We start from the raw sequence: 15,085 nt of genomic DNA, 5'->3' as shown, positions 1-15,085 counted from the left end.
TAGAAAGAAGTTTGAACATGGAATATACAAAATTAGGTCATACTGGATTAGATGTTTCACGACTTTGTCTTGGGACAATGGGATTTGGCAATGCGTCCACGGGCATGTTTCCGTGGGCAGTCGATGCGGATAAAAGTGAGCAAGTCATCAAGCAGGCGTTGGATTTTGGCATTAATTTTTTTGACACAGCCAATATTTATTCGCATGGGGATAGTGAACGTTTCGTTGGGCAAGCGTTAAAGAAGCTAGCTCATCGTGATGAAATCGTTTTGGCCACGAAAGTGTTCTTTACACCTGAAAAGGCGCCGAATGTGGCAGGATTATCACGTAAAGCTATCATGACGCAGATCGATAAAAGTTTACAACGACTACAGACCGACTATGTTGACTTGTATGTGATCCATCGCTGGGATTATCACACCCCAATTGAAGAGACTATGGAAGCCTTGAATGATCTTGTGAAAGCTGGCAAAGTTCGATATATTGGGGCGTCGGCGATGTTTGCTTGGCAATTTGAAAAAGCTCAAGCCGTCGCTGAACAACACGGTTGGACGAAGTTTGTATCTATGCAGAATCACCTGAATTTGTTGTATCGTGAAGAAGAGCGAGAAATGTTGCCATTGTGTTTGGATCAAGATATTGCGGTCACACCATACAGTCCATTAGCTTCTGGACGTCTAACACGTGATTGGTCGGGAGAAACGAAGCGGTATACCACGGATCAAGTCGCCCGAGAAAAATATGATGCCAGTAAAGCACTCGACATGCCAATTATCAAACGCGTTGGTGAAGTGGCGGCCAAGCATGATGTTGATCGTGTCCAAGTTGCACTGGCGTGGTTGTTACAAAAGCCGGGGGTAACCGCACCAATTATTGGCGCGACAAAAGCGCACCATTTAAGTGGTGCCGTGAAGGCGCTAGATTTGAAATTAACCCCAGCAGAGGTGCGCTATTTGGAAGCACCTTATACCCCACATGAATTAGTCGGGCCGTTGACCGCTGATCAAGTCGATTATCAACGTTAATTTCACTGCCTAAAATTGGCTGGTTATGTTCGCGCGGCTAACTAAAGAATCACAATTGAGGATAAATCGGTTGACCTAGCGTTAACTATAGCTTGTAGACGCTGCTCATTGATTAATTAAGGGGTGATCGGATGTTCTTATTAGCATTAATTCCAGTTGCTATGGGAAGTGGCTTAGCCATTCAGACGGCCGTTAATTCTAAATTACGACAATACGTCGGGTCACCGTATTTAGCCTCAGCTGTATCGTTCACTATTGGGGCATTGTTTTTGATTGCCTTGACCGTCGTGTCCGGAATCAATCCACTAGTCGCTTGGCCAATGTTTGTGCATAATCCTTGGTGGATTTGGCTAGGTGGGTTATTAGGGGTCATTGGGTTGACGGTCAATTTATTATTATTCCAGCGATTGGGAAGTATTCAAACGGCGGTACTACCATTGTTTGGGCAAATTGTTATGGGTATTATTATTGATCAATTTGGGCTATTTTACTCGCCGAAATCTGGTTTGACGGTGATCAAAACGGTGGGTATTCTGCTGGTGACGTTAGGAATGGTATTGGCAACTGGGATGTTAGTGAAACACGCTCAACCAGCAAAACAAGACCATCAATCACATGTCTTACTACAGTTGATTGGAATTGGCTCTGGGTTTCTAATGGCAAGTCAAACGGCGATCAATGGTCACTTGGGCGTGGTATTAGGATCGTCAGTCCATGCGGCAATGATCTCATTTACGATAGGAACGTTGCTACTGTATGTTTTACTAGCACTATTACGGTTACCCCTGAAAGCGCTTTTGCCAGCAATTCAAGCAGGTAAGCATTATTGGTGGATCTGGCTTGGCGGTTTTTTAGGGGCATTATATGTCTTTGGGAGTGCCTGGTTAGTCCCACAGATTGGGACTGGGCAAGTCGTCGTGATTGCTTTATTTGGTCAACTCTTCTTTAGTGCGCTGATTGATCAATTCGGTTTATTTGAGTCTCAAGCTAATCGAGTTGCGATAGCACGCATTATTGGCCTAGCGATGATGTTTATAGGGGTTGCTGCGATTCATTTTCTTTAAAGCAATTATCCCACCCGTTCCAGAATTAGCTATATCAGTAAATTAATAAAACTCGTCAAAAATAATTACGTGTTAATCATTTTTGACGAGTTTTTTTGTCTGTAAATTAAAATAATTATGATTTTTATGTGGATAAAGTCTTTTTGAAAATTTTTGTGAAGATAATTGGTTTGACCGACCGTGCAGGCTCTCATAATAGAGACCTGACAGCATAAAGCTTAATAATAGCCAGTTTTCAGTGAATTATAGTCTGATTATCGTTTAATTATTTCAACTAATTAACTAATTGGCCTAAATAATCATAAATGGACATAAGCTGGGGCTTAAATTGGTATTTGATCAAAATAATCAAGTCGATAATAGGCTTCGAACGCTGACCTATCAATGAACTGTCCCCGTGCCAACTTTTGTGATTTTTATTAGAAAAACATTTGTTCGACATTTTTTTAGTTTGTTAAGTCAATATATTTCTATAAGAATTTCTATACTGAATTATAAAATAGATGCTACAATGCAATTGTAAATGGTTGACCAGGGTAACAGAGCAAGACCTGCGACATTTAAATGGGAGACTATTTCAGCAATGTTGTGGACAGCGTGACCAGTAGCGGTTTGCGTACTTACTTAACTGATTGGGTTGTCAGAAATAATGGGGATTTAAGTAAAGGAGAGTACTTAATTATGAACAAAAAAGTAAGTAGTTTAGTCTTAGCTGGGGCATTGGTACTTGGGAGCGTGTTGCCAGTAGCAGCCAGTGCGGCAACTGTAACAAGTACTAATGGTAAGACAACTAGTGAAGTCACGTTTGATGCACCAGACAACGTTACGAAACCTGTTGATCCAACCAATCCTGGTACAACGGTTAAGGAACCAGATGGTAGTGATAACGGTGGTGCGACCGTTGATCCAACTGGGCCATTGTCATTCTTGTACGTTTCGAAGGATATTAACTTTGGGAGTCAAAAAGCGGTCACAACGGGTACGCAATCATTTAAGAATACGACCGAGACGCCAATCAAAGTAACGTCACAAGGATTTGGTAGCGGTACCGCTAATACTAATTTGGTCACTGAAGTTTCAGACACACGTGGGACTAACGCTGGTTGGAACGTACAAGTCAGCAGTTCAGCCTTAACCTTAGATGGTGCAACCGATGTTTTGAAAGGTGCCACGATTAATTTTGGTGCGGATGATACCACTAAGAATACGGTAACAAACTCTGGTGATGCAGCTGCGACCGGTGTTGCTGGTCAATCTGTTGCTTTAGCAACCGGTGATGCGACTGGTGCAACGATCTATTCCGCGGCTAAAGATGCTGGGGCTGGTTCCACGGCATTCCAACTTTCTCCTGATAACATCTCAATCACGGGCATTGAAGCTAACGCCAAAGCCGGGACATACGAAGGCTCATTAACTTGGACTTTAAATGATACACCGACTAACTAATTAATTTCGTGAAAAGGGTGATCATGATCGAATGAGCACCTTTTTCACGCCTACATAGAAAAGATGGCATTTTAAAGGGGGAGTCGAGATGCGTCTATTAAAAAGAATCTCGTTAGTTGGGTTGGTTGTACTGGCTGGACTAGTGAGTGGTTGGTTCCAGTTGGTTGGTCAGGCTGCCAAAGCGACTAATAACGTTGGCTTCAGTGTGGCCGCTCAACTACCCAAGAATCAAATTGATGCTAAGAATTCGTTTTATGATTTGAAGCTGACACCGGGACAGAACGAAACTTTGAAAGCAACGGTGTATAACGAGACTAATCGTGATATCAAAGTGCGGGTAGGCATCCACACCGCTTGGACGAATGCTAACGGGGCGATTGATTATACGAATGTGCCAAAGTCATTTGATCCGTCCTTACAGAATCCCATGAGTCAGATCAGTCAGCTACAAGGACCTAAAACGATTACCGTCCCTGCTAACAGTCAAAAAGTGGTGACAACTCAAGTTAAGTTGCCAAAGGACACGACTGATGGGGTCATTTTGGGTGGTTGGTTCTTCAAACGAGTCGATCAAAAAGTGACGAGTACTGTTAAGAATGCCAATAATATTCACAGTGCTTATGCTTACGTCATTGGGATGAAATTTACGATTGGCAAGGTACCGGCACCTAAATTGGTGTTAGGCAAATTAGATGCGGGCACTTACAACTATCATGGTGGCATTATTGTTAACTTGCGTAATCCGAAAGCGGTTATTGTGCCTAATTTAAAGATGAACACCAAAGTCACAAGTTTGAGCAGTGGCAAAGTGGTCAAACAGCTTAAAAAAGACAATGTGCAAATGGCACCCAATACCGTTTACCGTTATCCAATGTTAGTCGGAGAAACTAAACTTAAAGCTGGTCGCTACCATATCCATATGGTCGTTAAAAATAGTGCGCACCGGTGGGTCTTTGATCGTAACTTTACGATCACTAAAGCGGCGGCTAAACAAGCCAACGCGGCGGTCGCCGATCAACAAGGCTATAATCTTTGGTTATTATTCGGTTTAGGCGCGTTAGCCATGTTAGTGCTGGTCCTCTTGGTCTGGTTACTGATCTATTGGCTCAAGCGTCGTCGTCAAAACAATGACTCGCATTAGTTAACAAAGGGGGGCGTTAACTTTGAAGAATCAGTTTAAATGGTGGGGGTTAATTTTAGTCCTGATACTGGGAGTGGTCACTCAGACTCAAGTGAGTCAGGCGGCAGTCAACCAGACACACATTGGTGTCACCGTTGCCGCCCCCGATATCAACGCGGAACAATTACAAGAAAGCAATCATCAAATTCCAAGTGGTGATCAGATTCAATCAGCGGCAGATACAGTCATGCCGCGTTTGGCGACCGCGACCAAATCACCAGTCAGTTTGCCACAAGCAGTTCAGAAAGCGGCAGCTAGTTTACAACACGGTCGCTTACCACAGACTGCCGAAGCGAGCACAGGCTTAATCGTTATCTTTGGCGGTTTGTTGTTGATGTGCTGGTTACTGTTAGCATTAATTATTTGGCAAAAACGTCAATTACGAGAGGGGCGTGAAATCTCATGAAACTTAATTTGATTTGGCGTCGTTTGGCGTTGCTGCTGGTGGTGCTAATTAGTGTGAGTTGTGGTATCAGTCTTGTCGGCCAAGCGGCAAGTGGGACGGCCAACTCTAATAAAATTGATGGTGGTATCCGACTCAAGGCTTATGATGGTTACTCTTTAAGTCAGTACGTGCTGTTTAGTAAAATCACGGCTAATAATATTGAAGACAATCGGATCACGAAAAATACGACTCAAATTACGGTCACAATTGATTCAGATCATAGTGCTATTACTGGGAAAACTTGGCAAATCGGGCAAGGCTCTTTGGATGTGTTGGATGCAAAAGGCACTTCATTGCTGTCGAAGCCATCGACTGCCGGTAAGTTGTCTGGAACGGATCTGACCTTTTCACCATCGACGCAAGTCTTAAACGTTAACTTGAAAAAGCTTGGGACTTTTGGGTTACAGGCGCCAATCTATGTGGGGGTTACTTTCTCTCCCAAGACGTCATCAATTGAGGGTAATCCGATGACAATGTCATATGGGTTTGGTGAATTTCCTGCTGATAATGCGGCACTGGCTGCGATGAAAGATGTGACGATTGACAATCCGGTGAAGCCGAGTGATCAAGAGATTACTGGGACGGCTGATCCTGAGACGACGATTTCGACTGAATTAGACGATCAGACTGCGACAACGGATGCGGATGGCAATTATACGTTGAAGTTAAGCAAGTCGATTGCTGATTTAGGCAATCCAGACACAATCAAAGTCTATGAAGGTAATGACATGGGTGATACGAAGAGTGCTGAAGCTACCGTTCGTAAATCTGTGCCAGTGTTAAAGGCAGATTCAGAAAGTCTAACGGTTACGCCAGCACAATTGGAAGGCTTAACTGGTAAATCGGATAGTGATGTGTTGACTTGGCTGGCCGGTCAAGCGGGAATCACCGTTAATGATTCCGTCAGTGGCGATGTCGATAGTGCGGCCAAGTACGAGTCCACTGACACTGATCTGGCACAAAAGCTAACTGGTTTGGCGACCAATGCTAGCACCACAATTGACGTTGGGGCAGATAGCAATGGTGTTAAGGCAACAACTGATTTAGCCATTAAAGTGACCAAGTCTGCTGGTGAGCTTAAATTTACCACGGTTAGTGATAGCCTATCTTATGGTAATTTGAAAGTGCCAAATGCGACCACGTTTTTCGCGCCAACAGCTTCACCAGAAATTGAAATCTCGGATACGCGCGATGCCGATTCACCGTGGCGAGTGACCGCAACGGCTGATACTTTGGTGGATACCAGCGATGCCAGTCGCCAATTAAGCGGTCAGCTAATGTATGTTAACTCGGATGGTCAAGCCGAGTCATTAGCGGAAGCACAAACGGTTGCGAGTGGCACGCGAGCTACCGGTGTTACGACGGTCAAAGCAGTTGACGGTTGGGAAACCCAAGCTGATCAACCGTCCGGCGTGGGTAAAACGGGTATTTATTTGCAAGCTAAACCGAACATTTATACCGGTGGCGGTCAGACCGACTATAGCGGCAATATCACTTGGCAACTGGTCGATGCGCCATAATGAAAATTGACATAGCAGGGCTAAAACGAGTTTGAACAAATCAAACTCGTTTTTTTCTGGTGTTTTGAGAGATGTGCACCTTGACTTAAAGCTTCCTTTAAGTTCTATACTGTTTAAGTTCAACTGAATAGGGGGAATTTGATAATGACTATTTTAATTTTAGGTGCGCATGGACAGATTGCCCAGTTAGTCCGTGAACGGTTATTGAATGAAACGACCGCTCACTTAACATTATATTTGCGCCATGCAGATCGCATGCAGCCAATTGATCCTAGCCGTGAAACGCTGATTGAAGGTGACGTCAATGATTATGCGACTTTGAAGCAAGCGATGGTCGGTCAAGACTTGGTCTATGCTAATTTAGGCGGTACTTTTGAACCAATGGCGAAAAATATGGTCAAGGCCATGACTGCCACTGGGGTTCAACGTGTGATCTATATCACTGGACTCGGTTTGTATCATGAATTACCTGCTAAATTTGATGCTTGGTTGGAACGTTCAATTGGGCATGAGGTCATGGAAGATACGCGGCGGGCAGCTCAAGCCATCGAAACGTCAACTTTAAATTATACGATTATCCGAGCTGGTTACATGACGAACGCGGCTAAGATTGATTATGAGTTGACGGAAAAAGGTGAGACGTACAAAGGGACGACGGTTTCACGCCAGAGTATTGCGGATTTAATTATGAAAATTGTGACTGATCCGACCGGATATTTCCGAAGCAGCCTGGGGATTACGAAGCCTGGTACGGACGGTGATGAACCCGTTTATCGCTAAATTAAAATCGCTCATTAGCGCTAAGATAAGAACGACGATTATGAATTGGATAATCGCCTTTTTTTGATCCTAATTTATTGAGTTTGGAACAGTTCGCCATAGCTTCTGGAAGTAGTAGGGGTTGTTTTAACCCCCGATAAAAAAAGTTAAATTAATCCTTGCCTTGAAGTTACTTCAAGGGGCTAAACTGCATTTATTCACTTTAAGACAAGGAGTAACAACATGACGAAAAACAAACGCTTTGACTGGATTCTATTAATTATTCTATTCAGTTATTTTATGATTTTACTAGACAACTCAATCATCTTTACGGGAACGGTGAAGATTGCACAAGACTTAAATCTGACGCAGCAGACACTCTCATGGGTCAGCAGTGCTTATTCACTCACATTTGGCGGCTTCTTATTATTAGGCGGGCGTGCCGGTGATTTATTTGGTCGGCGACGGGTCTTTGAAATTGGCTTGATCATTTTTGGCCTAGGTTCATTGATCGTTGGTTTAGCGCTAAATGCGCCGATGATTATTGCCGCTCGGGCCTTTCAAGGGATTGGCTCAGCAATTTTGGCACCAACGACGTTAGCCATTTTAATGGATACTTATGATGGCCCCGCGCGTGTTCGTGCGATTGCTTATTATGGTGCGATGGCAGGAATCGGTGCCAGCGTGAGCTTGGTTATTGGAGGTATTTTCGCCAGCTTATTGACTTGGCGCGTGGGTTTCTTCATTAATATTCCTATTAGTATCTGGATGTTTTATCTGGCAGTTCGGCATTTAACCGCCGATCAGGGTCAGGCTGGTGGTCATTTAGATTGGGTCGGCACGCTGACTTCATTGATTGGCATGAGTGCGCTCGTCTACAGTATCGTTGGAACTTGGGCAAAATTACCAGCATTGTGCTTAGCGATTGTGATGTTGGCTGGCTTTATTTATCAAGAACAGCGGACTGCTCAACCGATTATGCCGTTACGTTTATTTGCGGATCGTGAACGAGTGGGGGCCTATTTAGGTCGTTTCCTTTATCTGGGTTCAATGTTAGGCTTTTGGTTTATCACGCCACAGCTGATGCAAAATCAGTTGGGCTTTAGTGCCTTGATGGCGGGGGTCGCCTTCTTCCCGTTAACAATCGTGAACTTTATCGTCGCATTACAAGTGGCCCATTTGACGGCTAAATGGGGCAATGGTGGCTTACTCGTGAGCGGCATTGGACTAACCTTAATTGGGATGTTTTGGCTGAGCTTCTTTACGCCAACCGTTGGGTATTGGTTAGGTATCGCTCTGCCAATGGTAGTGATTGGTATTGGTCAAGGCTTGTCACTCAGTCCTTTCACAGCGGCCGGGGTGGCACATACGCAAGGTGCGGATGCGGGTGCCGCTTCTGGGGTGGTCAATGTGATGCACCAAATTGGGGGCTCTGTTGGTCTGTCCATTCTGGTGGCCGTACAAAATGTGGCCCACAGTCAGGTGATTGGCTTTCAACACGCTATTTTAACGGGGAGCGGCTTATTACTATTAGCCTTATTAGCCGCAATTTTCTTAATTGTGCCGGGTGAACGGAAATAAAATTTAAAATCGGGTCGTAAAAAGTCTTAATAGTTGCCTTAGCCTAACTAGAAGCTGTTATTCTCAGTAAGTATCCTGATCACAAACAAAATAGTTGCGTTAAAGCGGACTTTAAGTTGTAACGTTAATCATAGTTAGTGTGACGATTAAAGTAATCATGTTTAGATTCAAAGAGGGAGATTTTTTAAATGGCTTATCAAACAACTAATCCATATAATAATCAAGTAATAAAAACGTATCAAAATATTTCTGACGCTGACTTGGCGCAAGCATTAACGGCTACTCATCAGCAATATCAAGACTGGCGTTCACAACCAGTTAGTGATCGAGCCGTGATCTTGCATCGAATTGCCAAGTTAATGCGTACTGAAAAAACGTCACTAGCAAAAGTCGTGACGCAAGAAATGGGCAAACTGATTGGTGAATCCGAAGATGAAGTAGAACTATGTGCGAACATTGCGGACTACTTTGCGGATCATGCGGCTGATTTTTTGAAACCAACGCCACTAAAAACTGGCATTGGTGAAGCCTATTACCAGAAACAAGCTTTAGGGGTCCTCTTCATGGTGGAACCTTGGAACTTCCCATATTATCAAATCATGCGCGTTTTTGCGCCAAACTTTATGATTGGGAATCCTTTGTTACTGAAGCATGCTTCTAACACTCCTGGGAGTGCGGCCGCTTTTGTTGAGGTAATTCGGCGTGCCGGTGCCCCAGTCGCCAGCTTGATTAATTTATTTGTTGATTATGATCAAGTGGCCAAAGCCATTGCGGACCCACGCGTAGTAGGTGTGGCTTTAACAGGTTCAGAACGTGGTGGGGCTTCGGTCGCACAAACGGCTGGTGCTAATTTGAAGAAGTCAACGATGGAACTTGGCGGTAATGATCCTTTTATTATTTTGGATGACGCGGATATGACAAAGGTCGCAGCGTGGGCTCCAGCGGCTCGTTTAGCCAATGCCGGTCAAATTTGTGCGGCTTCTAAACGTTTCATCGTGATGGCTGATAAATACGAAGACTTTTTGAAGTTGTTGAAAACCGCTTTTGCAGCGGTTAAACCGGGTGATCCAATGGACCGGGCAACGACCTTAGCGCCATTGTCATCGGCACGTTCGAAAGCAACCTTACAAAAACAAGTTGATGCGGCGATTGCTGGTGGTGCTAAAGTCTATTATGGCAACGAAAAAATTGATTTGTCCGGACAGTTTTTCCAGCCAACGATTTTAACCGATATTGATCAAAATAATCCAGTTTATAATCAAGAGTTATTTGGGCCAGTCGCTTCAGTCTATAAAGTTCATTCAGAAGCAGAAGCCATTCAATTGGCCAATGATTCCAGTTATGGTCTGGGAAGTGCGATCTTCTCTGAAGATACCAAGCATGCGCAAGCGGTTGCGAGTCAAATCGAAGCCGGCATGACTTTTATTAACCGTGCTTGGGCAACTTTGCCGGAATTACCATTCGGTGGGGTTAAGAATTCTGGCTACGGTCGTGAAATGTATGAACTTGGTTTTGACGCCTTTGTCAACGAACATTTGGTAGTTAATGCGAAGTAACTTAGATTGGCTAAAGATCTTCACTACGGTGGAGATCTTTTTGGTTACAGTTTATCATAAAGTGCCAGTACTTTAGCGTGGCGTAGCTATCATAGTTGTCAGCATCCGCTTAGTTTGCTGGTCCAGTTGATCTGAACTGAAGCTGGAACGTGGTGGTCAATGGAGACGGACATTTAATGCCTTGTTTTTAATCAATATGATGCCGACAATATACTGGCATAATAAAAATATGACCCTGAGTCATTGTTTTTAAAATACAAACGTGTTAAACTACTGTTTGTGGTGATGAAGATGACAAATCGAGCGGCTGCAGCTGCAGAGACCCGCAAAAAATTAATTGAGAATGCGGATCGACTTTTATTTGAAAAGGGTTACCAACAAATGTCAATTGTGGATATCACTAAGGCAAGTGGGGTAGCTAAAGGCACTTTTTATAATTATTTTGAGACAAAAGAAGCGTTGTTACTTGAATTAAGCAAGCTACATCTCAGCAAATTAACGCGTCAATTGCCACAACTGGCAACAGTAGCCCCGCAACAAGCGCTCCATGATTATATGGTTGATTACATGCGGGTGGTCGTTGAGTCAGGTGACAATATGGCTCGACAGTGGATTCGGTTTGTCGTTGATCCTAAAAATCAACAAAAGTGGCAATTTGATTTAGCCTCGTTAGAAGAATTGATTCAAGGTTTAGTTGACAATCATCGATTAGCCGCAAGTACGCCTGTTCAACGGCTAGCAGAATTACTGATCACTGACATTTATGGGATTGTCTTCAGTTGGTGTATTTCACCCACCACGATTGATCCAATCCAATCGGTGGTATCTTTTTGTGAGTTACAGTTAGCCGCAATTTTACAAACTTATGAACTTTAAGCACGAGTCGTCTTAGCGACTCGTTCATTTAAATTAAAAAATGACCCTGAGTCATATTTAGGAGATAATGATGAAAATAAAAACAACTGGTCGTGGCGCCGTTTCTGATGGGCAAGATACCAATACTAGTCAAGCACGAACACGAGTATTGTCACCCACGGCAACAACGCTAATCATTTATTTTTCGCGTAGTGGCAATACTGAAAAGCAAGTTCGTTTTGCGCAAACACAGCTGACAACGGATGTTTATGAATTAGGTGTCCAACACCCGTATCCGGCCAGTTATACTGCTAGCGTTGCCCGGGCAACCGCTGAGCGTGAAGCACAGCAGTGGCCCGCTTTAAGCGACGATAGTCCTGATTTGAGTCAATATCAGCTAATTTTGTTAGCTCATCCAATTTGGGCGATGACTTTAGCTAATCCGATGAGAGCTTTTTTAGTTTTGGCTGGCGACCAGCTTGCCGGCAAACAAATTGCTTCATTCTCAACAAATGCAGGCTATGGGTCTGGTGAAACACAACGGGTATTACAATTGCTCACGCCAAGTGATACAGAAGTATTACCAAATTATTCGGTGCAGGATACCCAGGCCAACGGTGATCGTAAGGCTTTTTCACGTTGGTTACGACAAGTAAGGAGTCATTAAAAATGCAAAAACAACAACGATTCGGTATAGTTTTACCAATTATATTATTCAGCTATTTTATGATTATTCTGGATAATTCAATTATTTTTACCAGTACTGCTAAGATTGCGACCGACCTGGGCCTAAATACGCAGTCGTTAGCTTGGATCACCAATGCTTATGCACTAACGTTCGGTGGCTTCTTGTTATTTGCTGGGAAGGCTGGCGATATCTTTGGTCGTAAAAATTTCTTCATATTAGGCTTAGTCATTTTTAGTCTCAGTTCGTTGTTAGTCGGTTTGGCAACCAGTGCACCGATGATTATCACGATGCGTGCTATTCAAGGGATTGGCTCGGCAATTCTGGCACCCAGTACATTGGCATTACTGATGGATAATTATACGGATGGCATGCGTACTCGTGCGATTGCTTATTATGGGGCAACTGGTGGTTTGGGAGCAAGCTTTGGTTTAGTTATTGGCGGCTTGATTACGACTTATGCTTCTTGGCGAGTGGGATTCTTTATCAACGTGCCAATTGGCCTGATTATGTTATTACTAGCGATTAAGTATTTAAAACGCTCCAAGACCTATCAACAACAATTAGATTTTTGGGGGACCTTGTTATCAGTGATTGGGGTGACTGCGCTAGTTTATAGTATTGACGGTAGTCGTTATCGGTTAGTGGCTTTAGTCGTAGCAATTGCGACACTGAGTTGGTTTGTTGCTCATGAACGTCGAGCCAGCGTTCCAATTATGCCACTACTTTTATTTAAAGACGCTGAACGGAGCTGGGCCTACTTGACACGTTTCTTTTTTGTGGGCGTCAGCTTGGCTTACTTCTTTTTGACGCCATTAGCGATGCAACAAGTTTACGGTTTTACGCCGTTACAAGCAGCTTTAGGATTTTTACCAGAAACGGTACCACAATTTATTGCGGCACTTTTGGTCAGTCGGTTGACGACGCGGTATCGACCAGCACAGATTATTGCTGTTGGCATGGGATTAATTGCCATTGGTTCATTAATGGCAGCACTAATTAAAGTGCAAAGTGGTTATTGGTTGGCAATTGCGTTGCCGATGGTAGTCCTGGGGATTGGTCAAGGAATTGCGTTGGGAATGTTGACCGTTGCTGGCGTGGCCCATACGAACGCAACATTGAGTGGATCAGCTTCTGGCGTAATCAACGCCATTCATCAGATTGGTGGATCAATTGGTCTATCTGCGGTCGTAGCTTTGACGAGTCAATATACTCAGCCGGTTCAATCGTATAACTGGTCATTAATCTGGATAACCGTTATCGCGATATTAGGATTGATTGGTGCAATTGGTATTTTAAAAGCAGCCCAAGGCCAACCAAAAGCTCAAAGTAGTAATCGGTAGAAGGATGCATTAGTTGGCTTTATTGACCGGTCCGTGTGCTGTGGGCTGTTTATCGGGAAAATAACTTATCAAAAAGGCTTGCCTTGAAGTTACTGCAACCGATTATACTAACGATAGTCTTAAACTTAATGAAGGTGAATTAAAATGGAAAACGAAGTTATCACGTTATATCGGAAATTTAATGTCGCAATGGCAGCGGATGATGTCGCACAATTGTCGAAGCTGTTGGCTGCCGACTTTACGTTGACACATATGACTGGTTACGTGCAGCCACGTGCCGAATGGCTGGCACAAGTTGGTAATGGTCAGATGCATTATTTTAGTTCTGTTGAAGAACACGTCACGGTTAAAGTGTTAAGTAAAACGAGCTGGCAAGTGACGGGTCAGAACCAGGTGACAGCCGAGATCCATGGTGGCGCGCGGCATGTTTGGCCGTTGAACACGGTGATGACGATTCAACAGATTGATGGTAAGTTACAGATTAAACAGTCGGTAGTTACCACTTACTAAAAAAATTATCAAAAAAGCTTGCCTTGAAGTTACTGCAAGGGGTTAAGCTAAGACTATCAATTAAATTAAAGAAGGTTAGTTATGATGAAAAACGTTTTAATTATTGGCGCAACGGGTTCAATTGGGTCAACGACCCGCGATTATTTCTTGGAAAATAGTAAGGATCAATTAACATTGTTTGCACGGCATGCTGGTCGTTTGAATGCTGATTCCAAGCGTGAAACAATTGTTCAAGGTGATGTCACGAATAGTGAGCAATTAGCACAAGCGATGCAAGGTCAAGATGCGGTCTTTGCCGCGCTAAGTGGAAATTTATCAGGGATGGCCGAAAGTATTATCAAAGCCATGCACCAAGCTCAAGTCAAACGCTTGATTTTTATTACATCGATGGGTATTTACAATGAAATTCCAGCTAGCTTAGGTGGCGGCGGTAATGTTGCCAGCAACCCAATGCTACGTGGTTATCGTGCAGCGGCGGATGTGATTGAGGCCTCTGATTTGGATTATACGATTGTTCGTCCCGGTTGGTTCGATAATGGCAGTGATGATTATGAAGTCACGCAAAAGGGCGAACCATTTGGTGGGCATGATGTTTCACGGCGGGCAATTGCGGATCTCGTATTGCATGCCGTTGACGATCATGACTATGTTAAAGCTAGTGTTGGCATCAACCGGCCAGAATAGTTTATCATAATGCGCGTCAACCTGAATTGGGGTTAGCGCGTTTTTTAGTAGTCATCAATGTGTTGTCACGATTATATTTAGAAGTAGTTGCTTAGTCTGCCGTTCCGGTTGGTCTGGAATGGTGTTGGAACGTGGTGACCGCGTCTAAGTTACAATATGGTCTTATACGCCGGGATTTTCCTGAGCTGAGAGTTCAGTTCACCAGTAAAGAAAGATTTCACCACTGAGCATCTGTCAGCCTGCCCTGTATTAATTGATTTTTTGTTGATACGGGGTTTATCAATGTTCTCTTATTAAATCGCTATTTAACGTGCGGGGCAATGGAAACGGATCATAACAGATACCTATTTTGACGATGAATGTTACGAGATACTAGTAAGTTGACTGAATAAACGCGTACAATTAACTAAAAAGATGAATGAGTTGAGGCAA

14 protein-coding genes are annotated in these 15,085 nt (G+C 43.6%); all 14 read left to right on the top strand.

Features of this window, described 5'->3' with window-relative positions; translation table 11 throughout:
- The first annotated feature begins 17 nt into the window (after positions 1–17).
- Entirely contained in the window at positions 18–1,025 is a 1,008-nt protein-coding gene (locus RA086_RS10175; RefSeq protein WP_308703683.1) for an aldo/keto reductase, read from the top strand.
- A 131-nt stretch (positions 1,026–1,156) separates the two neighbouring features.
- A complete protein-coding gene (locus tag RA086_RS10170) occupies positions 1,157–2,089 on the top strand; it encodes a DMT family transporter (RefSeq protein WP_308703682.1) in 933 nt (310 codons plus the stop codon).
- Positions 2,090–2,770: 681 nt separating this feature from the next.
- Complete coding sequence (locus RA086_RS10165; RefSeq protein ID WP_308703681.1) at positions 2,771–3,535, top strand: WxL domain-containing protein; 765 nt, start codon at positions 2,771–2,773, stop codon at positions 3,533–3,535.
- Positions 3,536–3,623: 88 nt separating this feature from the next.
- On the top strand, positions 3,624–4,676 hold the full coding sequence (locus RA086_RS10160; RefSeq protein WP_308703680.1) for a DUF916 and DUF3324 domain-containing protein: 1,053 nt from the start codon (positions 3,624–3,626) through the stop codon (positions 4,674–4,676).
- A 22-nt stretch (positions 4,677–4,698) separates the two neighbouring features.
- Positions 4,699–5,121: a hypothetical protein gene (locus tag RA086_RS10155; RefSeq protein ID WP_308703679.1), complete on the top strand. Its 423-nt coding sequence runs from the start codon at positions 4,699–4,701 to the stop codon at positions 5,119–5,121.
- Positions 5,118–6,680, top strand: a complete 1,563-nt coding sequence (locus RA086_RS10150; protein WP_308703678.1) for a hypothetical protein — start codon at positions 5,118–5,120, stop codon at positions 6,678–6,680. The genes RA086_RS10155 and RA086_RS10150 overlap by 4 nt, the downstream gene beginning before the upstream one ends.
- Positions 6,681–6,821: 141 nt before the next feature.
- Positions 6,822–7,460: an NAD(P)H-binding protein gene (locus tag RA086_RS10145; RefSeq protein ID WP_308704459.1), complete on the top strand. Its 639-nt coding sequence runs from the start codon at positions 6,822–6,824 to the stop codon at positions 7,458–7,460.
- A gap of 222 nt (positions 7,461–7,682) precedes the next feature.
- Entirely contained in the window at positions 7,683–9,020 is a 1,338-nt protein-coding gene (locus RA086_RS10140) for an MFS transporter (RefSeq protein ID WP_308703677.1), read from the top strand.
- A 188-nt stretch (positions 9,021–9,208) separates the two neighbouring features.
- Complete coding sequence (locus RA086_RS10135) at positions 9,209–10,576, top strand: NAD-dependent succinate-semialdehyde dehydrogenase (protein WP_308703676.1); 1,368 nt, start codon at positions 9,209–9,211, stop codon at positions 10,574–10,576.
- A 291-nt stretch (positions 10,577–10,867) separates the two neighbouring features.
- Entirely contained in the window at positions 10,868–11,452 is a 585-nt protein-coding gene (locus RA086_RS10130) for a TetR/AcrR family transcriptional regulator (protein WP_308703675.1), read from the top strand.
- A 67-nt stretch (positions 11,453–11,519) separates the two neighbouring features.
- Positions 11,520–12,098 carry a flavodoxin family protein gene (locus RA086_RS10125; RefSeq protein ID WP_308703674.1) on the top strand — a complete coding sequence of 193 codons (579 nt, stop codon included), beginning with the start codon at positions 11,520–11,522 and terminating at the stop codon, positions 12,096–12,098.
- A 2-nt stretch (positions 12,099–12,100) separates the two neighbouring features.
- On the top strand, positions 12,101–13,459 hold the full coding sequence (locus RA086_RS10120) for an MFS transporter (RefSeq protein ID WP_308703673.1): 1,359 nt from the start codon (positions 12,101–12,103) through the stop codon (positions 13,457–13,459).
- 144 nt (positions 13,460–13,603) lie between these two features.
- Positions 13,604–13,969 carry a nuclear transport factor 2 family protein gene (locus RA086_RS10115; protein WP_308703672.1) on the top strand — a complete coding sequence of 122 codons (366 nt, stop codon included), beginning with the start codon at positions 13,604–13,606 and terminating at the stop codon, positions 13,967–13,969.
- Between the two features lie 84 nt (positions 13,970–14,053).
- The gene (locus RA086_RS10110) at positions 14,054–14,653 is read left to right on the top strand and encodes an NAD(P)H-binding protein (RefSeq protein ID WP_308704458.1); all 600 of its coding nucleotides are present in this window, start codon (positions 14,054–14,056) and stop codon (positions 14,651–14,653) included.
- The last annotated feature ends 432 nt before the right edge of the window (positions 14,654–15,085 follow it).

Origin of the sequence: Lactiplantibacillus brownii (genome assembly GCF_031085375.1) — a bacterium.
Classification (GTDB): domain Bacteria; phylum Bacillota; class Bacilli; order Lactobacillales; family Lactobacillaceae; genus Lactiplantibacillus; species Lactiplantibacillus brownii.
The sequence above is the reverse complement of the archived record's forward strand: the minus strand, read 5'-3'. Positions and strand labels throughout refer to the sequence as shown.

Bases quoted from the DNA above. Each gene is read 5' to 3' on its own strand.
- RA086_RS10175 (WP_308703683.1), top strand. From the start codon at position 18: ATGGAATATACAAAATTAGGTCATACTGGATTAGATGTTTCACGACTT.
- RA086_RS10170 (WP_308703682.1), top strand. From the start codon at position 1,157: ATGTTCTTATTAGCATTAATTCCAGTTGCTATGGGAAGTGGCTTAGCC.
- RA086_RS10165 (WP_308703681.1), top strand. From the start codon at position 2,771: ATGAACAAAAAAGTAAGTAGTTTAGTCTTAGCTGGGGCATTGGTACTT.
- RA086_RS10160 (WP_308703680.1), top strand. From the start codon at position 3,624: ATGCGTCTATTAAAAAGAATCTCGTTAGTTGGGTTGGTTGTACTGGCT.
- RA086_RS10150 (WP_308703678.1), top strand. From the start codon at position 5,118: ATGAAACTTAATTTGATTTGGCGTCGTTTGGCGTTGCTGCTGGTGGTG.
- RA086_RS10140 (WP_308703677.1), top strand. From the start codon at position 7,683: ATGACGAAAAACAAACGCTTTGACTGGATTCTATTAATTATTCTATTC.
- RA086_RS10135 (WP_308703676.1), top strand. From the start codon at position 9,209: ATGGCTTATCAAACAACTAATCCATATAATAATCAAGTAATAAAAACG.
- RA086_RS10130 (WP_308703675.1), top strand. From the start codon at position 10,868: ATGACAAATCGAGCGGCTGCAGCTGCAGAGACCCGCAAAAAATTAATT.
- RA086_RS10125 (WP_308703674.1), top strand. From the start codon at position 11,520: ATGATGAAAATAAAAACAACTGGTCGTGGCGCCGTTTCTGATGGGCAA.
- RA086_RS10120 (WP_308703673.1), top strand. From the start codon at position 12,101: ATGCAAAAACAACAACGATTCGGTATAGTTTTACCAATTATATTATTC.
- RA086_RS10115 (WP_308703672.1), top strand. From the start codon at position 13,604: ATGGAAAACGAAGTTATCACGTTATATCGGAAATTTAATGTCGCAATG.
- RA086_RS10110 (WP_308704458.1), top strand. From the start codon at position 14,054: ATGAAAAACGTTTTAATTATTGGCGCAACGGGTTCAATTGGGTCAACG.